We start from the raw sequence: 20,126 nt of genomic DNA on the forward strand, positions 1-20,126 counted from the left end.
ATAAACTTTAGGAAAGAAGCATCTCGATGAAAAGGGCCTATCTCGTCGTGCTGACGGCAATGGCGCTGGACGCGGCCGGCATCGGGCTGATCATGCCGGTGCTGCCGGGGCTGTTGCGCGAGGTTGGCCATGTCGAGGACATTGGCTGGATTTTCGGCGCGTTCCTCGCCGCCTATGCCGCAATGCAGGTGCTGTTTTCGCCCCTGCTCGGCGCGTTGTCCGACCGCTACGGCCGCCGGCCGGTGCTGCTTCTGTCGCTTGCCGGGTCGATGCTGGATTATCTGTTCATGACCTTCGCGCCGTCGCTGCCGCTGCTGTTCGTCGGCCGACTGATCGCCGGCCTAACGGGCGCCAGCATGGCGGTGGCCTCCGCCTATATGGTCGACATCAGCAGCGAAGAGCGGCGCGCCCGCGCCTTCGGCCATCTGAGCGCCGCTTTTGGCGTCGGGTTCATCGCCGGTCCGGCGCTCGGCGGCCTGCTCGGCGATGTCTGGCTGCGCGCGCCGTTCCTGGCGGCGACAGGGTTCACCGGCATCAATCTGGTGCTGGCCTTCCTTCTGCTGCCGGAGCCGGAGCGGGTCGGCGGCACAGGCGAGCCGCTGTCGTTCAACCCGCTGGCGCCGCTGCGTTGGGCCCTGACTTTTCCGGCCCTCCTGCCGCTGCTCGGCGCCTTTGCCGTGCTCGGCCTTGTCGGCGAAGTCGGCGGCACCGTCTGGGTTCTCTACGTGCAGGACAAATTCCGCTGGAGCCTTTTCACTGTGGGCATCTCGCTGGCATTGTTCGGCCTCTTCCATGCCGGAGCCCAGGGTTTCGTCGCCGGACCGATCGCCGAGCGCTGGGGCGAAAGGCGAGCGCTCATGGTCGCCATCCTTGCCGACAGCACGGCCTATGTGTCGATCGCGCTGGCCTGGCAAGGCTGGATGGCGTTCGCGCTGTTGCCGCTTTTCTGTCTCGGCGGCATCGGAGCCCCGGCGCTGCAATCGTTGCTGACGTCACGTGTCGCGGCAGATCACCAGGGGCGATTGCAAGGTGTGCTCACCAGCATGACGAGCCTGGTCTCGGTGCTCGGACCACTCGTCATCGCCATGCTCTATTTTCGCACTCGAATGGTCTTCCCAGGCATGGTGTGGGTCGCGGGCGCGACGCTCTATGTCCTCTGCCTGCCCCTGCTGCTCGCAACCGGATCGCCCACGGCCAAACGGGAGGCGGCGGAGTGAGGATAATAGTGGCCGGCGACAGGGTTATCCCTGCCCCATCCTGTTCCAGGCGTCCAGCCCGGCGATCTTATAGGCCTCGGCCAGCGTGGGATAGTTGAATGTATTGTTGACAAAGAAGTCGACCGTGCCACCCAGATTGATCACCGCCTGGCCGATGTGAATCAGTTCGGTGGCGCCCTCGCCGACGATATGCGCGCCGAGCAAGCGGCGTGTCTCGATCGAGAACAGAAGCTTCAGGAAGCCGGTGTTGACGCCCATGATGTGGCCCCGCGAGGTCTCGCGGAAACGGGCCACGCCAACCTCGTAGGCGGCGCCGCTCTCGCGCACCTGTTCCTCGGATTGGCCGACGGTGGAGATCTCGGGCACCGCGTAAATGCCATAAGGAAAGGTTTCCGGCGGCGGCGGCAATGTCACGCCGAAAGCATGGCACGCGGCTACCCGGCCCTGCTCCATCGAGGTGGAGGCCAGGCTCGGAAAGCCGATCACGTCGCCGGCGGCGTAAATGTTGGGCACGCTGGTCTGGAAGGTGTGCGGATCGACCTTGATGCGTCCCCTGGAGTCAGCCTCGATGCCGACCGCATCGAGGCCGAGGCTACCGACATTGCCGGTGCGGCCCGCGGCGTAGAGCACGATCTCGGAACGTATGGTGCGCCCGTCGGCCAGCGTGACCTCTGCATGGTCGGGCCTGGAGGCAATCTCCTTCACGGCGCTTCCCAGCCGGATGGTCATGCCGCGGTCGCGCATCTGGTGGATGAAGTCGTCGACGATCTCGCGGTCGACGAAATCGAGGATCGTGTTGCGCGGCTCGACCAGCGTCACCGGCACGTCGAGTGCCGAAAAGATCGTCGCGTATTCGACGCCGATGACCCCGGCGCCGATGACCGTCAGCGTGCGCGGCAAGCGGTCGAGCTCGAGCATTTCGTCACTGTCGAACACGCGGCTCTTGTCGAACGGCACGTCGCCCGGCCGGTGCGGCCTGGTGCCGACGGCGATCAGCGCATTGGCGAAGCCGACCTCGCTGTAGTCGCCATTGTCCGATGTCAGGCTGACCCTGTTGGGCCCGAGAAATTTCACCGCGGCGCGGGAGCTCTTGACCGTGTTGCGCATGAACTGGTGCTGCAGCACCTCGACCTCGTGGTCGAGCGTCTTGTGCAGGCGCTCGACCAGGTCTCCGACCGAGATGTCCTGCTTAACTCGATAGCCGCGCCCATAGAAGCCGCGCTCACGCCAGCCCGAGAGATTGAGCACGGTTTCGCGCAGCGTCTTCGACGGAATGGTGCCCGTGTGCACGGAAACGCCGCCCAGGCGCCGCCCCCTGTCGACGACCAGTACCGTTTTGCCGAGTTTGGCCGATTGTACAGCGGCACGACGGCCGGAAGGGCCGCTGCCAATGACCAGCATGTCGTAATCCATCCTGCCCGTCCCTGCCCCTTGGCACTTTTGGTGCGCCGCAACAAGCTAACGCCATGTCAGGCGCGAATTCAACCGGCCCACCGGCCGCTTCGCCCGCCTTGCGCACCGGGAAAGGCTCGATCTTGATTCCGCCATCAGCCTTTACCATTTTCCCAGCAGGTGGGGCGCAGGCTAAGCAGGCCCCTGTTACGAGGAAATGACATGAACGCTCGCGTTCTCGACGGTGAAATCATCAATACCAGGCTCGACGACGTGAGGGCCTATGAAGGGGTACGCACGCGGCGTGTCCTGGCGGTCATGATCGACTATGTCATTGTCGCGCTGCTCACCATCCCGGTCGCCATCCTGGTGTTCTTCCTCGGACTTTTGACCCTCGGCCTTGGCTGGATGCTGTTTGGCGTCCTGGTCCCGGCCGTCGCGATTCTCTACATCTGGAACACGCTTGGCAGCGCCGACCAGGCGACCACGGGCATGAAGATGATGGGCATCCGGCTCGATCGGCTCGACGGCAGGCCGATCGACGGGCTCACGGCGGTGGTCCATTCGGTGCTGTTCTGGGCCGGCAACGTCATCCTGTCGCCGCTGGTGCTGCTGGTGACGCTGTTTTCCGATCGCAAGCGCACGCTGCACGACCTGCTGCTCGGCACGGTGGTCAGCCGCACCGGCCGCTGAGGCGCATTTTCGCAAGCATCGCCGCGGCGTCGGCACAAATGTGAAGGCGTCCGCATGGCCACGCCTTCACAATCCTGTTGAATTTTTCGCTTTCCGCGCCAAAGGTAGAGCGATTCGAAGGAGTGTTTCCGAGACTCGATGACGCAGCACCCGACCCAGTCGCCGCAGTTCTTCCTGACCGCGCCGTCGCCGTGCCCCTATCTCGACGGCCAGTTCGAGCGCAAGGTGTTCACGCATCTGGTCGGCGACAAGGCGTCAGAGATGAATGATCTCCTGACCCAAGGCGGGTTCCGCCGCTCCCAGAACATCGCCTACAGGCCGGCCTGCGAAACCTGCCGCGCCTGCGTCTCCGTGCGCATCCTGGCGCAGGAATTCGTCGCCAGCCGCAACATGAAGCGCGTGCTGCAGCACAATTCCGATCTCGTCGGCGCCATGCACAATGCCGAGCCCTCGACCGAACAATATTCGCTGTTCCGCAGCTATCTCGATGCCCGCCACCGCCGCGGCGGCATGTCGGACATGACGGTTCTGGACTACGCCATGATGGTCGAGGACACCCATGTCGACACCAAGGTCATCGAATATCGCCGGCGCGGGCCCGATACTTTCATCACCGGCAAGGGACAGGGCGAGCTGATCGCGGTGGCGCTCACCGACAAGATGGCCGACGGCCTGTCGATGGTGTATTCCTACTTCAATCCCGACTTCGAGGAGCGGTCTCTCGGCACGTTCATGATCCTCGATCACATCGCTCGCGCCAGGGCGATGGGGCTGCCCCATGTCTACCTGGGATACTGGGTCAACGGCTCGCGCAAGATGAATTATAAGATGCGCTTCATGCCGCAGGAGCATCTCGGCCCGAAGGGCTGGGAGCGCTACACCAACGAAGCGGTCTCACGCTGAGTTTTTCCAAGATCCACGTTTGACTGTTTCAACGCAGGGGATGCTGGTCTTTCAGCCGCTTGGCGGGAGAGTGCGTCATTGCGCCGATCGGCTGTCCCATCTGTATTTCATTACGAAAGTTTGCAAATGACGTCCCACAGCGACCACCAGAAGGGCCTTCTGATAACCGCCATTGGCGGCCTGACGCTGACCCTCGACATTCCGCTGATCCGCCTCGCCGATGGCGGCGCATGGACGATCCTGCTCTTGCGCGGGGCCGCCACCTTCATCGCCGCAATGATCATCTGGGCTGTCTGGCGGGCGCTCAGCCGAAACGCGCCTCAGCTCATTCCAGGCTGGTCGGGACTGGCGGCCGCGATATGCTACGGGCTGACCTCGATCACGTTCGTCACCGCCGTCTTCTACACCTCGACCGCCGACCTGGTGTTCATCCTGGCCTTCAACACGGTGTTCGCTGCGCTCTTGTCCTGGTTGTTTCTCCAGGAAAAGCCGCGGGCGGTGACGCTCGCGGCGATGCTGGTCATGATCCTCGGCGTGCTGGTAATCGTCGGCGGATCTGTCGGCACCGGACACCTGTTCGGCAATTTCATGGCGCTGTGTTCGGCCTTCTTCATTTCCGTGGCCATCACCATTTCGCGGGCCAGCGGCAAGGACATGGGCTTCACGGCGCTCGTCGGGGTGGTTCCGTCGCTCGTGCTGGCGGCCTTCATGGTGTCAGGTGAAGGCATCCATGTGAGCGCGCCCTGGTGGATCATCTTTAATGGCGCCGTGATCATGCCGATTTCGTTCTTCTGCCTGGCGGCCGGCCCCAAATACATCTCCGGACCGGAAGTGGCGATGTTCTACCTTCTGGAGACCGTGCTGGCACCGGTGTGGGTATGGCTGATCTTTTCCGAAACGCCGTCACGCAACAGCCTGATCGGCGGCGCGATCCTGATCGTCACATTGGTGGTCCATTCGGTGTGGCAGTTGCATGACGGACGCAGGCGCCGCGCCGCCCTTGCGGTGCGTCATCCGGCCTGAATCTTCTTCGCCTCGCCGTCGATCTCGATCAGCGACGGCGAGCCTTCCTGTTCAGGGGAAGCAGGCATCTCGTCCATCATTTCCACCTCGCGCAGCCATTCGCGCCAGATCGCCACCAGCAGTGCCATCAGCACCGGGCCGATGAACAGGCCGAGAAAGCCCATCGTCTTGACGCCGCCGATCAGGCCGAAAAAGGTCGGCAGGAAGGGCAGTTTTATCGGCCCGCCGACGAGCTTCGGTCGCAAGGTCTTGTCGACGATGAACAGTTCGACCGTCCCCCAGATGAACAAAGCCAGGCCGGCCACCGGTGAGCCGCTGGCAGCGAGATAGATCGAAACCAGCGTGAAGGACAGCGGTGCCCCGCCGGGAATCAGCGCCATGACCCCGGTGAGCGCGCCAAGCGTCACGGGCGACGGCACGCCGGCCAGCCAGTAGGCGATGCCGAGCACCAATCCCTCGCCGATGGCGATGACGGTCATGCCGGTCACGGTCGAGGAAATGGTCGCCGGCACGACCCGCGAGATGCGCTCCCACCTCGTCGGCAGGATGCGCTCGCCCAGGCGATCGACCTGGCCCGCGAAATGCTCGCCGTCGCGATAGGCGAAGAACAGCGCGATCATCATGAACAAAAGCGTCAAAAGCAGGCCGAAGGCGCTGCCGCCAGCGGCAAGGACGCCGCGATAGATGCTGCCGATATTGGCGCCGCTGACCAGTTGGATCAGTTCGCCGATGCCGCCGGGATGGCCGAGATTGGTCGTCCATTGCTGGTTCAGCCATTCTCCTACGATAGGCAGCGTGGCGATCCAGTGCGGTGTCGGGGCGCCGTGCCGGTTGGTCTCGATCGCCCAGCCGACCCATTCGCGCACCTCGTTGATGGCGTAGGTGCCCGCGAGCGCGATCGGTATGACCAGGAAGGCAAGGATGAACAATATGGCGAAGGTGGCGGCGATGGTGCGGTTGCCGCCGACACCGGCCAAAAGCCGCCGGTAGAGCGGCCAGCTCGCGAAGGCGATGACCAGCGCGGCCAGCACCGGGAACAGGAAGCCGTGGAAGAAATAGACGCCGGCGGCAACGATCAGCACCAGCAGCCAGCGCGCCGCCGAGAGCGGGGGGATGACGGCGGCTCTGAGCGGCGTCGACAGGCCGAACAGGCGCTGCCCCGGTTTCTGGATCTTCGCTTCCTTCAAACGCTCGTCTCTCCCGGCCATCCCGCTGCTTATGCTCTGATATAGTGCAGCAATCGTGACGATAGTTCAAAAGGTGATGGTGAAGCTGCGGATCTCCCCCCTCGAGGGGGAGATGGCCGGCAGGCCAGAGGGGGTAGCCGCGCGTAAGGCGCTAGCATTCTTTGTTCAAAGCAATGAGGTTGCGTCCAGTCGAACCGACCCCCTCTGTCGCCTTCGGCGGCATCTCCCCCTCGAGGGGGGAGATTACCCAAATTTCCCGGTCCTCGGGAAACCCTTCGGCACCATGCGGCCAGCCGACGCGCGGGCGCCGATCCATTCGGCCAATTCCTCGCGCGACCTTGTAAAGGTGCGGTCGGCCGAATCCTGCCAGGAAAGGCCGGTCTCCAGCGTAAACGGCTTGAGATCGAGAAGCCCGCCATCCTTGTATTTCTGCAGCCGCACGCCCTTGCCGCGGCTCATTTCCGGAATGTCGGACAGCGGAAACACCAGCATCTTTCGGTTCTCGCCGACGATAGCCAGATGATCGCCGCCGACCGGCACGCAGCGCTTGGCTTCGTCGGGCGCCTTGACGTTCATCACCTGCTTGCCCTTGCGGGTGTTGGCGACGACCTCTTCCTCCGGCACGATGAAACCGTTGGCGTCATGCGAGACCAGCAGCAGCTTGCGCTTCGGATCGTGAACGAAGGCGGTGACGATGTCCTGGTCATTGTCCATGTCGACGATGATGCGGATCGGCTCGCCATGGCCGCGCCCGCCTGGCAGCCGATCGGCGCCGATGGTGTAAAATTTGCCGCCGGTGGTGAACACCAGGATCTTGTCGGTCGTCTGCGCATGGAAGGCGAGTTTCAGGCTGTCGCCTTCCTTGAACGCAAGCTGCGAATGATCGGTCAGATGACCCTTCATCGCACGCAGCCAGCCCTTTTCCGAGACCACCACGGTGACCGGCTCGCGCTCGATCATGGCATGTGCGATGTCGGTCAGGTCATGCTCGGGCGCATCGGCGAACTGGGTGCGGCGCTTACCGAGCTCGGTCTCGGGGCCGAATTTGTCCCGCAGGCTCGCAACCTCCCACTTGATCGTCCCCCATTGCTTGGCTTCGGACGCAAGCAGCGCCTCGATCTGCTTCTTTTCGGCAGTGAGGCCGTCGAATTCCTTGCGGATCTCGAATTCTTCCAGCTTGCGCAGGGCGCGCAGGCGCATGTTGAGAATGGCTTCGGCCTGGGTGTCGGTGAGCGACCAGCGGGCCATCATGACCTGCTTGGGCTCATCCTCCTCGCGGATGATCTTGATCACCTCGTCGATATTGAGATAGGCGATCAGGTAGCCGGCAAGGATCTCCAGCCGTCTTTCGATCTCGCCGAGGCGATGTTTCGAGCGGCGGATCAGCACGTCGCGGCGATGCTCGAGCCATTCCTGCAGCACGCCCTTCAGCGACAGGACATTGGGCACCTTGCCGCGCGACAGCACGTTCATGTTGAGCGGGAAACGGCTTTCAAGCTCGGTGAGCTTGAACAGCGATTCCATCAGGATGCCGGGATCGACGGAACGGCTCTTGGGCACCAGCACGACGCGGATGTCCTCGGCGCTCTCGTCCCTGATGTCCTCGAGCAGCGGCAATTTGCGCGCCATCAGGAGCTCGGCGATCTTCTCGATCAGCCGCGCCTTCTGCACGCCATAGGGGATTTCGGCGACGACGATGCTCCAGGTGCCCCTGCCCTGGTCTTCCTGGCTCCATTTTGCCCGCACGCGAAAGCCGCCGCGGCCGCTTTCATAGGCTTCGAGGATGGAGGCTCGGCTGTCGACGATGATGCCGCCGGTCGGGAAATCCGGGCCCTGGACGAAATCCATCAGCTTGGCCACCGGCGCGTCCCGATGCTCGATCAGGTGAAGGGCGGCGTCGCAAAGTTCCGCCGCGTTGTGCGGCGGGATCGATGTCGCCATGCCGACCGCGATGCCGGACGAGCCATTGGCCAGCAGGTTGGGGAAGGCGCCCGGGAGCACCACCGGCTCCTCGTCCTCCTCATTGTAGGTCGGCCGGTAGTCGACGGCATCCTCGGTGATGCCCGCGAGCAGCTCGGTCGCCACATCGGTCATGCGCGCTTCGGTGTAGCGCATGGCGGCGGCGTTATCGCCGTCAATGTTGCCGAAATTGCCCTGGCCGTCGACCAAGGGGTAGCGCATCGAGAAATCCTGCGCCAGCCGCACCAGCGCATCGTAGATCGACTGGTCGCCATGCGGGTGGAACTTGCCCATCACCTCGCCGACGATACGGGCGCATTTGGCGAAGCCCTGGTCGGGGTTCAGGCGCAGCAGGCGCATGGCGTGCATGATGCGGCGATGGACCGGCTTCAGCCCGTCGCGGACATCGGGCAGCGCCCGGTGCATGATGGTCGACAGCGCATAGGCAAGATAGCGCTCCTCCAGCGCCTTCTTCAGGTCCACCGGTTCGATATGATCGCCGCCACCATTGTCAGGCGGCAAAAGCCTTTTTCCCATGGGCTGGAACTAGCCGAGCGGGTGATTCGCGGCAAGAGGGCAAGTCCTAAAGCGGGAGCATGGCCTGCCCTGCAACACGAGCCGCGAGGCAAGCCCGCCAGCCAACATCAATCTGTTACATGCCGTCTCTATTGCGAAGCGCGACGACGCTCGGCGGCCCGGTCTCCAGCGTGTTCGGATCGGGTTTGCCTTTCGCCGCGATTTTTGACCATTGTGGCAGGATGCGCCTTTTTCCCGTCCAGTTCGTCACTGAAGGGTGATGGCGCCAAAAATTGAAAAATAATTTTCAGGACACTCTCAGGGGCATTCGCGATGACAATCAAACGCTCGACTCTCAGGAAATTCCTCTTTTCGACCTTCTTGCTCACATTGCCGCTGAACGCGGCGCTCGCCCAGGACACCGCGGTCGCCGACCGGCTGAAGACGGCGCTTGCCGCGCAGGGCGTCGATATTTCCTGGACCGGCGTGACCGGCGACAACGCCAGCATGGTGTTGCAGGGCGTATCCATCAAACCGGGCGCGGAAAAAGAGGCCCTTGCGATCGGCGACGTTAAACTCGAAGGCGTGACCGAAGCCAATGGCGGCTATGATATCGCAACCGTGTCGACCTCGGCATTCGAACATAGCAAGGACGGCGTCACCCTCAATTTAAGCCCCCTCGTCATCCACGACATGATGGTTCCGGCCAGCGGCGCCAGCGGCCCGCTGGGCTCGCTGATGATGTACAAGTCCGCCGAACTCTCGAACATGAGGGTCAAGATCGCCGACAAGACCGCTTTCTCGATGGACGGGCTTGCCATCGAAATCACGCCGCCGGCCGACGGCCAAGCGATGAAATTCACCGGCACCACCGAGAAGTTCAATGCCGACCTGACGCTGGTCGAGGATCTCAAGTCGAAGGAAGTCATCAACGCACTCGGCTACCAGAACATTGCGGGCAATTTCGAGATGGCCGGCACCTGGCAGCCCACTGACGGCAAGATGGAGCTGTCGAAATACAACATTTCGGTCGAGAATGCCGGCACGCTCGGCATGACCTTCGATCTCGGCGGCTACACGCTCGACTTCATCAAGTCGCTGCAGGAAATGCAGAAGAAGATGGCCGCGCAGCCCGAAGGGGCCGACAACTCGGCGCAAGGCATGGCCATGCTCGGCCTGTTGCAGCAGCTTTCCTTCAACAGCGCCTCGATCCGTTTCGACGACGATTCGCTGACGGGCAAGGTGCTGGACTATGTCGGCAAGCAGCAAGGCATGTCGGGCAAGGATATCGCCAACCAGGCCAAGGCGATCGTGCCGTTCGGCATGGCGCAGCTCAACAATCCCGAGCTGACGGCGCAGGTAACGGCGGCGGTCGGCAAATATCTCGACGATCCGAAGAGCCTCGAAATCTCGGCTAAGCCGCCGGCGTCGGTGCCGTTCGCACTGATCATGGCGGGCGCCATGTCCAATCCGACCGACCTGCCGAAGACGCTCGGCGTCACCGTCAAGGCCAACCAAGACTGATCGAAGCGACCTCGACTTGCTTCAAGATACGAAAAGCCCGGCAGCGATGCCGGGCTTTTGTCTGCGATTCTCAATCGAACGAGTCACTTCGGAGGCTTCTTTAAAGCGCCGTCCGAAGCGCCATCATGCCTCTTTCTTGATCGGTGCGACACGCAGCGACAAGTCGCGAAGCTGCTGCGGCGTGGCTTCCGACGGCGCATTCATCAACAGGTCGTAAGCCTGCTGGTTCATCGGGAACATGGTGATCTCGCGCAGGTTCTTGGCGCCCACCAGCAACATCACGACGCGGTCGATGCCGAATGCCGCTCCGCCGTGCGGCGGGGCGCCGTACTGAAACGCACGGTAAAGGCCGCCAAAGCGCTCCTCGACGGTCTGGCGATCCAGTCCGACCATCTCGAAGGCCCTGACCATGGTTTCGGGCAAATGGTTGCGGATGCCGCCCGAGGCAATCTCGAAGCCGTTGCACACGGCGTCGTACTGGAATGCCTTGATGCCGAGCGGCTCCTGGTTGTTGAGGGCGTCGATGCCGCCCTGCGGCATCGAAAACGGATTGTGGGCGAAATCGATCTTCTTCTCGTCCTCGTTCCACTCGAAGAACGGAAAGTCGACGATCCAGCACAGCTCGAAACGGTCGCGGTCGACCAGGTTCAGTTCCTCGCCGGCGCGGGTGCGCGCAGCACCCGCGAAGGAGACGAATTTCTTGGGATCGCCGGCGACGAAGAAGGCGGCATCGCCATCGGCAAGGCCCAGCTGAAGGCGGATCGCCTCGGTGCGCTCCTCGCCGATGTTCTTGGCAAGCGGACCCGCGCCTTCGAGTTTCTCGCCTTCCTTGCGCCAGAAGATGTAGCCCAATCCGGGCTGCCCCTCGCCTTGCGCCCAGCTGTTCATGCGGTCGCAGAAGGCACGGCTGCCCCCGGTCTTGGCCGGAATGGCCCAGACCTCGGCCTTGGGATCGTTGGCCAGGATGTTGGCGAAGACCTTGAAGCCGGAATCACGAAAATGGTCGGAGACCGCCTGCATCTCGATCGGGTTGCGCAGATCCGGCTTGTCGGTACCGTATTTGCGCATCGCAACATCATAGGGAATGCGCGGCCAGTCCTTCGTGACGGGCTTGCCGTTGGCAAAGGCCTCGAAGACCGATGTCATCACCGGCGCCATGGTGGAAAGCACGTCATCCTGCTCGACAAAGCTCATTTCGAGGTCGAGCTGGTAGAATTCGCCGGGCAGGCGGTCGGCGCGCGGATCCTCGTCGCGGAAGCAGGGCGCGATCTGGAAATAACGATCGAAACCCGAGACCATGATCAGCTGCTTGTATTGCTGCGGCGCCTGCGGCAGCGCATAGAAAGTGCCGGGGTGAATGCGCGACGGCACCAGGAAGTCGCGCGCGCCTTCGGGCGACGATGCTGTGAGGATCGGCGTCGAGAATTCGGTGAAGCCGACCTCGCCCATGCGCTTGCGCATCTCGGCGATGATCTTCGTGCGCGCCACGATGTTCCTGTGCAGCGTCTCGCGGCGCAGGTCGAGGAAGCGGTATTTCAGCCTGATGTCCTCGGGATAGTCCGGCTCGCCGAAGACCGGCAGCGGCAATTCCTTGGCCGCCGAAAGCACTTCGATCTCGCGCGCGAAAATCTCGATCTCGCCGGTCGGCAGGTTGGCATTGGTGGTTTCAGGCAGGCGCGCCTTGACCTCGCCGTCGACGCGGATCACCCATTCGCCGCGCACTGTTTCTGCGATCTTGAAGGCCGGCGAATCGGGATCGGCGACGATTTGGGTCAGGCCATAGTGGTCGCGCAGGTCGATGAACAGCAGGCCGCCATGGTCGCGCACGCGATGCACCCAGCCCGACAGGCGAACGGAAGCGCCGACGTCGCTCTTTCTCAACTGGGCACAGGTATGGCTGCGGTAACGGTGCATTGTCATGGGCAAAAGTCCGGGATGTTGGGTTGCCGGCCGAAGCATCGCGGCCCGGCCTGAAAAATTTGCGCGAAAAGCGCATGGGAGGCCGGGCTTGTCAAGGCTAGCAAGGCTCGATCGCATACCTATCCGAACGTCGGCACACGGCATCGGCAAGTCATATAGCTGCCTACAGGCAAGACGAAAATGCACACCCAACAAGTATGGTCACTATTGTTGTATTGCCTCATTAACTGCTGATGCCATTTCCTGTCTAACGTCGGCACTTAAACACGATTTGGACCACTCAGTGCAGAGAATTTCCCAAACACTTGTGGCGCTCTTCGCGACTTGGTTGCCTACCAGAGTAGGCCACTTGTGATGGTCTGGTTCAAGCAATGCGTCCTCTAGCGTTGTGAATAGTGAGCCAGCCCCAATTCCAAACCGATCCGGCAGGTTCGCCCAGTTCGCAGCCTTCAAATCATTAAAAACGATCCTCTCGGGTGCGAGATCGCCGGGCAACTTCTGACAATCGGGATACGGGTGATCGCCGTCAGTAATTGCAAGTGATTTGTAAGGGAGCTTCCCCGCCTTTCCCAAGCTCCCCAGCATTCCCACAACGTTGGCCGGTCCTACAGGATTTATCTCGATTCGATGCAATAGCTCCGACGTCTCTAACGAAGAAGCAAGTATCTCACGAAGCCAGATCTCAGCGTTGCGATCTTCAACAAAGATGTGAACATCCGGGTGAACTTCGTCATCCAACCGACTCATCGCAAATTCTGGTGATGCCCCATAGACAACACTGAGACCCTGCGGCCCTGGCAACAACAAGACACGGGCCTCTTGAGGAAGTTCTTCAAGAACATAAGGGCTATGAGTTGATAGAATTATCTGAACGCGCCTTTGACGCGCGAGCCAGAGAAGAAAGCGCGTTAGCCGTCTTTGAGCGCGCGGATGTAGTGAGGCCTCGACTTCGTCAATTACGAGAAGGGCATTATTGGGAACGTTTTGGAGAATCCTGAACAGATCTAGGGTCGCGTCTTCGCCGGCGCCTTGGTGGAACTGAGAAACTTCTCCCCACTCCCGCTGTAGCAAGCCGACCTGCCTACGTGCATCAACGTCCGAAGTAGCAAACCTTGCCTTCTGGTATGTTCTTCCCAGAACATGGGAAAGACGCTGCCGAAATTCATCGTCAATCTCATCGCTCTCAATTTCGGCTGCAGCTGATCTAGCAATTTTCGCATAGCCTGCGGAAGCGTCCAAAGGCAGCGTTCGGGAAACATCAAGTAAGTAGACATTCCTCTTTGGAGGGTTTTCCGGATCCCTCCAGCGCTTCGTCGGCTTTGAGACGCGGAACGAATCAATGTTATGACCGCGCTTGACCCTGTAGGTGAGGCTAACGCCCTTAATCGCATCCCAATGAGTATCGACAAAAAAGGCGGACGGGTAGAATTTCTTATCCTTGTTTTCTTGGTCGTAAACGCACGTTGCCGCCTTGAGCAAAGTACTCTTGCCGCTCCCATTTTCACCCACAACAGCAACGACGGGAAAGTTGAACTCTACAGACTGACCGGTCCAACCACGAAGGCCGTTGATGGACACCATCTGAAGAAACTGTGGCCATTGGCCTGCTTGGAACTGGCTTCGAATGGTATTGACTTCAGCGTAATCCAAAGGTGCCCCCAAAATATTTGCGATTGAGGGTGCCATTCGTCGTAAATGCACGCAAGGCCGCCCCCCTAAATTCAAGCGCGAAGACTATTCCCTTTTGGCTTTGAGAGCCTTGGCAATTGCCGCTAGCATTGGCAAGGGCGATGGTTCAAGAAGGATCACAGACACGTGATCGCTTCTTAATGTGCTCCACCCGCTAATGTCATCCATCCGTCCGCTGATCCCGCTCCTCATCGCCGCAGGCATCCTGCTCGGCGGCAATGGGCTGCAAAGCACGCTGATCGCGCTGCGCGGCGCGCAGGAAGGTTTTTCGGCTTCCGACATCGGCCTGATGGGCACGTTCTATTTCGCCGGCTTCCTGCTCGGCTGCCTGGCCGTCACCCGCATCCTGAAGGCGGTCGGCCATGTCAGGACCTTCTCGGCGCTGGCCGCGGCCGCCTCGGCCGGCACATTGCTCCTGGTTCTGGTCATCGACCCGGTGATGTGGTGCGCGGTGCGTTTTGCCGGCGGTTTCTGCTTCGCCGGCCTGTTCACGGTGATGGAGGCCTGGCTCAACTCCGGGGTCAGCAACAAGGACCGCGCCCGCGTGCTTGCCATCTACCGCATGGTCGACATCGGCTCGGTCACCGGCGCGCAGTTCCTCATCCCGATCTTCGGAGCGGGCGGGTTCGCCATATTCGCCATCATGTCGATGATGATCACGCTGTCGCTGGTGCCGGTATCGCTGGGCGATCGCTCCAACCCGACGCCGCCGGAAGACGTCAAGCTCGACCTGGCGCGGGTCTGGCGCATCTCGCCGCTCGGCTGTTTCGGCTGCATCGCCGTCGGCGTCACCAACAGCGCGTTCCGCACGCTGTCGCCGGTCTATGCCGAGCAGATCGGCATGTCTGTCGCCGATGTCGTCACCTTCGTCAGCGTCGGTATCTTCGGCGGCGCACTCATCCAATACCCGCTAGGCTATCTCTCCGATCGCTGGGACCGGCGCTCGATGCTGCTGGCGACGACATGCTGCGCCATGCTGGCAGCGCTGGCGCTTGCGTTCGTGGCGGGAGCCGACCCGTTTCTCAACTTCCTCATCATCTTCATCTTCGGCTGTTTCGCCATGCCGCTCTACTCGCTGTCGGCGGCGCACTCCAACGACCGCGCCGGCGCGGGCGAGTTCGTTCTGATCAACGCCGCCTTGATGCTGTTTTATTCCTTCGGCGCCATTGGCGGCCCTTTCGCCGCATCGACGGCGATGCAGTATTTTGGCCCAAGCGCGCTGTTCGTGTTCAGCGCGCTGGTCTATGCAATCTTCATCGCCGTCATCCTCTATCGGATGCGGGCACGATCGGGCGTGCCGGCTGGCAAGCGCAGCCGCTTCACCGCGCTGTTGCGCACCTCGACGGTTTTCGCCCGGCTGGCCAGAAGAAACGGCGATCCGGACGGGCCGGACGGGCCGTGATGCGAGCGCCAGCGCTTGACGAAAGCCTTCCCGGCTGAAATCTAGGAAGACCCTACTCCTGCCAAAAGCGATTTGATGCACGTCATCACCACCCAAAAAGAACTCGAGACCGTTCTCGCCGCTTTCGAAAAATCGGATTTCGTCACCGTCGACACCGAATTCATCCGGGAAACGACCTTCTGGCCGATCCTGTGCCTGATCCAGATGGCGGCGCCCGGAATAACGGCGCTGATCGATCCGCTGTCGCCAGACATCGACCTGAAGCCGTTTTTCAGGCTGATGGCCAATGAATCTGTCGTCAAAGTCTTCCATGCCGCGCGGCAGGACATCGAAATCATCGTCCATCTGGGCGATCTCGTTCCCCATCCGGTGTTCGATACCCAGGTTGCGGCGATGGTCTGCGGGTTCGGCGACAGCGTTTCCTACGATCAGCTCGTGCAGCGCGTCACCGGCGCGCGACTCGACAAGTCCTCGCGCTTCACCGACTGGCGCCATCGGCCGCTGTCCGAAAAGCAGCTCGATTATGCGCTTGCCGACGTCACCCATCTTATCGAGGTCTACCAGCATCTCAGCGCCGAACTGGAGCGGGAGAACCGCGCCCACTGGCTGAACGAGGAGATGGACGTCCTGACCTCGCGCGAAACCTACGATCCGCACCCCGAGGATGCCTGGAAGCGGCTGAAGATGCGGCTGCGCAAGCCGCAGGAGCTGGCGATCGTGCAGGCCGTGGCGGCATGGCGCGAGCGCGAGGCGCGCGAACGCGACGTACCCCGCGGCCGCGTGCTCAAGGACGACGCCATCTACGAGGTGGCGCAGCAGGCGCCGCGCGACGCGGCCGCGCTGGCCAAGCTGCGCACGATACCGAAGGGCTGGGAGCGCTCCTCGACCGCGGCGGCGCTGCTTGGCGCGGTCAACACCGCACTAGCTCTGCCCAAGGAGCAATTGCCGAAGCTGCCAAAGAGTTTTCAGCCGCCCGAGGGATCGAGCGCCGCCGCGGAGCTGTTGAAGGTGCTGCTCAGGATCGTGGCCGAAAAGCAAGGCGTCGCATCGAAGGTCCTGGCTTCCAGCGACGACATCGACCGCATCGCTGCCGAAGGCGAAGCCGCCGACGTGCCGGCGCTGCAGGGCTGGCGCCGCGCCGTTTTCGGCGAGGCGGCGCTGAAGCTGGTGCGCGGCGAGATCGGCATCAAGTTCGACAAGCGCAAAATAGCGGTGTTCGATTTGTAGGCGGAGCGCCCCAACGAAGGGGAGTACTGCTCAAACCACCCGGAGCAGGTGCAGCGCGAGCCAGATCCAGCCCAGCAAAAGAATCACTGCCCCCAGGGAGAAAGACCGGCTGCGCAGGAGCAGATTGTTGCTGGTCAGGTGAACCCAGGCATGAAAATAGCGGGTCGCGACAAAGATCCACATCAGGGCCAAGGTCAGATAGTTGACGCCGTTGGTCAGGTGCAACATCAGGCACAGCACATAGAAAAGCACCGGCAGTTCGAACTGGTTGCTGAGGTTGCTGGCAACTGTCACGCAGGAGGCCGGCTCGGTCGAGCGCGCCTTGTACTGGCTGACTTTGGCTTCGCCCGATTGGATGGCGACATACCTGCGCCGGGCCATGGCGCCATAGACGATGTAGACCAGCAACACGTGCGCCAGAACAGGCCAGAAAATCGATGTCTGGTTCATGAACCCTCCCCGCCCGGTGCCGGGTCAGATCAATTCTGTTTCTGACCTGCCAGCCAGAAGACGGCGATGACGATCACCGGAATTGCGAGCAGCGCGAATTTGGTGACGATCAGCGCCGAGGCGAGACCCAGGGAATCGGGATTGGCCGATAGGAAATCCGACAGAAGGCGGGCCACGGCGATGTTCTGGGCGTAGTTGGCGATCGTGTAGGGCAGCACCAGGATCAGTGCGAAGATCGATTGCATCTGGCCCGGAAGCACGCGGAAATTCCTCAACCGCCTTCCCGTTGCCAGGATCAGGCTGACCAGCGTCACCGACAACAGCGCGGGGAACAGAAGATCGAAGGTCAGATAGTGCCAGACCAGGATGATCTCGCCGCCGCGCCGGCCGAGCGCCGTCAGCCAGGCCATGCCTTCATCCGGCGTGAAGCCAAAAACGCGCATGTCGAGCGACGGCAAACCGCCACTCAACTGGCGGAAATAGAAGAACTCCATGAGCGTCATGGCGATGAAAACCGCCACCGATGCGGTGCAAAGGGCGGCAGCGTGGCGCGATAGCCGCAAGATGGTCGCGGCCAGATTGCGCCAGAACGTGTACTGGTCGGGCCGATCAGGCTCCGCCGGGATAGTTGGGGCTTTCGCGGGTGATCGTGACGTCATGGGCGTGGCTTTCACGAAGTCCGGCGTTGGATATGCGCACAAAGGTGGCGCGTTCGCGGAAATCGGCAAGGTCGCGGCCACCAACATAACCCATAGCGGCTTTCAGGCCGCCTGCAAGCTGGTGCAGCACGCCAGACACAGGTCCTTTATAGGGGACCTGCCCCTCGATGCCTTCCGGCACCAGTTTCAGCGTGTCGCGAACCTCCGCCTGGAAGTATCGGTCGGCCGAGCCGCGCGCCATGGCGCCGACCGAACCCATGCCGCGATAGGCCTTGAAGGAGCGGCCCTGGTGCAGATAGACCTCGCCCGGGCTTTCGTCGGTGCCGGCAAGCAGCGAGCCGATCATGGCGGCACTGGCACCGGCGGCAAGCGCCTTGGCCAGATCGCCGGAATATTTGATGCCGCCATCGGCGATCACCGAGGCGCCCGATTTGTGCGCGGTCTCCACCGCCGACATGATGGCCGAAAGCTGCGGCACGCCGACGCCGGCGACGATGCGGGTGGTGCAGATGGAGCCGGGGCCGATACCGACCTTGACGGCGTCGGCCCCGGCATCGATCAGCGCCTGGGTGCCCTCGGCGGTGGCGACGTTGCCGGCCAGGATGCGCACCGAGTTGGACAGTTTTTTCGCCCGCGTGACGGCATCAAGAACGCGCTGCGAATGGCCATGCGCGGTGTCGATGACCAGAAGGTCGACGCCTGCCTCGATCAGCCGCTCAGCGCGCTCGAAACCGTCGTCGCCGACGCTGGTGGCGGCTGCTGCGCGCAGACGCCCCTGCGCGTCCTTGGTGGCGTGCGGGTTGAGCTGCGATTTCTCGATGTCCTTGACGGTGATCAGCCCCACGCAATTGCCTTGCTTGTCGACGACGACGAGCTTTTCGATGCGGTGCTGATGCAGAAGCCGCTTGGCCTCGTCCTGATCGACATTCTCCTTGACGGTGATCAGGTTCTCACGGGTCATCAATTCATAGACTTTCTGCGCCGGATCGGAGGCGAAGCGCACGTCGCGATTGGTCAGGATGCCGACCAGCCGGCCGCTCTTGTGGCCGCCGGAGCCGCCATTCTCGATCACCGGAATACCCGAGATCGAGTAGGTGCGCATCAGCGACAACGCGTCGGCCAGCGTCGCGTCGGGACCGATGGTGACCGGGTTGACCACCATGCCGGATTCGAATTTCTTCACCTGCCGCACCTGCTCGGCCTGCTCGGCCGGCGAGAAATTGCGGTGGATGACGCCGATGCCGCCGGCCTGCGCCATGGCGATGGCAAGCCTTGCCTCCGTGACGGTATCCATGGCCGCCGACAGGATCGGCACGTTGAGGTCGATGTCGCCGGCAATCCGGGTGCGGATGTCGGTCTGGCCGGGCATGACTTCGGAATGGCCGGGCTGCAAAAGCACGTCGTCAAAGGTCAGCGCCAGCGCGCCGGTGGACGTTTCGATGATTTTTGCCATGGCCAGCCCTTTGAATGCGGGAAAAGCGCTGGACCGGGATGGACAGCGCGACTCTCTTCTTCCCTTTCAGGATTGGCGGTGGCTGGTACCACGTCCCGGCACGGAAGAAAAGCCGATCGTTGCGGACGCTTCAGCTTCTATTGCGAACCAAGGAAAGCATCCAGCAAAGCGTGACGCGGCGATGCAAAGGGGTTGACGACGGTTACACCGCCCCAGGTGAAGCCGTCCTGCAGGTCTTCCGACAGAAGCAGCCGGCAACCCGTTTGGGATGCAGCCGAAAGAATGACGGCATCCCAGATGCCGAAGCGATGGTCCGCCGCAAGATCGACAGCCATCGTCATCACCTCCGGCGTCGTCCCAGCAACCGGGAACGCGTCGCGCCAGCTAAGCAGCGCATCCCGAGCCTCCTGGCGCGACCTTCCGGCTTTGCGGACGAGGACATTGAACAGTTCACCCAGCACCTGAACCGGAACAATGGCAGCGTCTTGTGGAACCTTGCCCAGCAGTTCGAGAACGTGGTCGCGTTTGTCTACGTTGTTAACGCCCTCTGCGTAGGCAAGAATGTTGGTGTCGAGCGCGACCCTCACAGGTCATCCTCGTAGAGCTCATCGCGGGTCCAGCGTCCTGCATCGGCAACCGGCTGCCGTTCGAGTCGCGACAGCAATGCCGCGCGCGAGCGGGAGGCCACACCCTCGTGCCTCTCCGCAGGGACGATCCGTGCCACCGGCCGACCATGGCTTGTCACGACGTAGCTCTGGCCCTCGCGTACCTCACGCAGGATGCGAGAAAATCTGCGATTGGCATCGGCTGCCGAAACGGCCTCTTCCATGATCATAACGTCCTGTAGTTATTTTCACTACAATAGGGATAGTGTCCGCTTTTTGCAAGCAATCGCGTATCGCAGCCGCCACC

At 62.0% G+C, this 20,126-nt stretch carries 17 protein-coding genes; 7 read left to right on the top strand and 10 right to left on the bottom strand.

Features of this window, described 5'->3' with window-relative positions; all coding sequences use genetic code 11:
- The first annotated feature begins 26 nt into the window (after window positions 1-26).
- Window positions 27-1,217, top strand: a complete 1,191-nt coding sequence (locus tag FJ942_RS14370) for a TCR/Tet family MFS transporter (protein ID WP_140494086.1) — start codon at window positions 27-29, stop codon at window positions 1,215-1,217.
- 24 nt (window positions 1,218-1,241) lie between these two features.
- On the opposite strand, the gene sthA is transcribed toward FJ942_RS14370, so the two are convergent.
- A complete protein-coding gene (gene sthA / locus FJ942_RS14375; RefSeq protein WP_140898003.1) occupies window positions 1,242-2,630 on the bottom strand; it encodes a Si-specific NAD(P)(+) transhydrogenase in 1,389 nt (462 codons plus the stop codon).
- Between the two features lie 201 nt (window positions 2,631-2,831).
- Between sthA and FJ942_RS14380 the strand changes: the two genes are divergently transcribed.
- The 3 genes from FJ942_RS14380 to FJ942_RS14390 all read left to right on the top strand — a co-directional run bounded on the left by FJ942_RS14380 (window position 2,832) and on the right by FJ942_RS14390 (window position 5,228).
- Window positions 2,832-3,302, top strand: a complete 471-nt coding sequence (locus tag FJ942_RS14380; protein WP_140494090.1) for an RDD family protein — start codon at window positions 2,832-2,834, stop codon at window positions 3,300-3,302.
- 138 nt (window positions 3,303-3,440) lie between these two features.
- A complete protein-coding gene (locus tag FJ942_RS14385) occupies window positions 3,441-4,205 on the top strand; it encodes an arginyltransferase (protein ID WP_140494092.1) in 765 nt (254 codons plus the stop codon).
- A gap of 126 nt (window positions 4,206-4,331) precedes the next feature.
- Entirely contained in the window at window positions 4,332-5,228 is an 897-nt protein-coding gene (locus FJ942_RS14390; protein WP_140565175.1) for a DMT family transporter, read from the top strand.
- Here FJ942_RS14390 and FJ942_RS14395 read toward each other — a convergent pair.
- Window positions 5,216-6,415: an AI-2E family transporter gene (locus tag FJ942_RS14395; protein WP_140515657.1), complete on the bottom strand. Its 1,200-nt coding sequence runs from the start codon at window positions 6,413-6,415 to the stop codon at window positions 5,216-5,218. The genes FJ942_RS14390 and FJ942_RS14395 overlap by 13 nt on opposite strands.
- A gap of 243 nt (window positions 6,416-6,658) precedes the next feature.
- On the bottom strand, window positions 6,659-8,911 hold the full coding sequence (parC, locus tag FJ942_RS14400) for a DNA topoisomerase IV subunit A (RefSeq protein ID WP_140515655.1): 2,253 nt from the start codon (window positions 8,909-8,911) through the stop codon (window positions 6,659-6,661).
- 312 nt (window positions 8,912-9,223) lie between these two features.
- Between parC and FJ942_RS14405 the strand changes: the two genes are divergently transcribed.
- On the top strand, window positions 9,224-10,414 hold the full coding sequence (locus tag FJ942_RS14405) for a hypothetical protein (RefSeq protein ID WP_140898005.1): 1,191 nt from the start codon (window positions 9,224-9,226) through the stop codon (window positions 10,412-10,414).
- A gap of 123 nt (window positions 10,415-10,537) precedes the next feature.
- Here the strand turns inward: FJ942_RS14405 and aspS are convergent, their stop codons facing one another.
- Both aspS and FJ942_RS14415 read right to left on the bottom strand, forming a co-directional pair.
- On the bottom strand, window positions 10,538-12,328 hold the full coding sequence (gene aspS, locus FJ942_RS14410; RefSeq protein WP_181167403.1) for an aspartate--tRNA ligase: 1,791 nt from the start codon (window positions 12,326-12,328) through the stop codon (window positions 10,538-10,540).
- A gap of 210 nt (window positions 12,329-12,538) precedes the next feature.
- Window positions 12,539-13,984 carry an AAA family ATPase gene (locus FJ942_RS14415; RefSeq protein WP_140898007.1) on the bottom strand — a complete coding sequence of 482 codons (1,446 nt, stop codon included), beginning with the start codon at window positions 13,982-13,984 and terminating at the stop codon, window positions 12,539-12,541.
- 196 nt (window positions 13,985-14,180) lie between these two features.
- Between FJ942_RS14415 and FJ942_RS14420 the strand changes: the two genes are divergently transcribed.
- Window positions 14,181-15,425: an MFS transporter gene (locus tag FJ942_RS14420; RefSeq protein WP_140898009.1), complete on the top strand. Its 1,245-nt coding sequence runs from the start codon at window positions 14,181-14,183 to the stop codon at window positions 15,423-15,425.
- Between the two features lie 75 nt (window positions 15,426-15,500).
- On the top strand, window positions 15,501-16,652 hold the full coding sequence (rnd, locus tag FJ942_RS14425; RefSeq protein WP_140494108.1) for a ribonuclease D: 1,152 nt from the start codon (window positions 15,501-15,503) through the stop codon (window positions 16,650-16,652).
- 30 nt (window positions 16,653-16,682) lie between these two features.
- Here rnd and FJ942_RS14430 read toward each other — a convergent pair whose 3' ends face one another.
- The 5 genes from FJ942_RS14430 to FJ942_RS14450 all read right to left on the bottom strand — a co-directional run bounded on the left by FJ942_RS14430 (window position 16,683) and on the right by FJ942_RS14450 (window position 20,043).
- Window positions 16,683-17,102 carry an MAPEG family protein gene (locus FJ942_RS14430; protein ID WP_140494110.1) on the bottom strand — a complete coding sequence of 140 codons (420 nt, stop codon included), beginning with the start codon at window positions 17,100-17,102 and terminating at the stop codon, window positions 16,683-16,685.
- Window positions 17,103-17,131: 29 nt separating this feature from the next.
- Window positions 17,132-17,761 (bottom strand): hypothetical protein, encoded by a 630-nt coding sequence (locus tag FJ942_RS14435; RefSeq protein WP_140494112.1) that lies wholly within the window; start codon window positions 17,759-17,761, stop codon window positions 17,132-17,134.
- Window positions 17,712-19,214 carry an IMP dehydrogenase gene (gene guaB / locus FJ942_RS14440; RefSeq protein WP_140898011.1) on the bottom strand — a complete coding sequence of 501 codons (1,503 nt, stop codon included), beginning with the start codon at window positions 19,212-19,214 and terminating at the stop codon, window positions 17,712-17,714. Before guaB ends, FJ942_RS14435 begins: the two co-directional genes overlap by 50 nt.
- Window positions 19,215-19,351: 137 nt before the next feature.
- Entirely contained in the window at window positions 19,352-19,801 is a 450-nt protein-coding gene (locus tag FJ942_RS14445) for a PIN domain-containing protein (RefSeq protein WP_140898013.1), read from the bottom strand.
- Window positions 19,798-20,043, bottom strand: a complete 246-nt coding sequence (locus tag FJ942_RS14450; protein WP_140521745.1) for a type II toxin-antitoxin system prevent-host-death family antitoxin — start codon at window positions 20,041-20,043, stop codon at window positions 19,798-19,800. Before FJ942_RS14450 ends, FJ942_RS14445 begins: the two co-directional genes overlap by 4 nt.
- Window positions 20,044-20,126 lie beyond the last annotated feature (83 nt).

The sequence above is a fragment of the Mesorhizobium sp. B2-4-2 genome (genome assembly GCF_006442845.1).
Classification (GTDB): Bacteria; Pseudomonadota; Alphaproteobacteria; order Rhizobiales; family Rhizobiaceae; genus Mesorhizobium.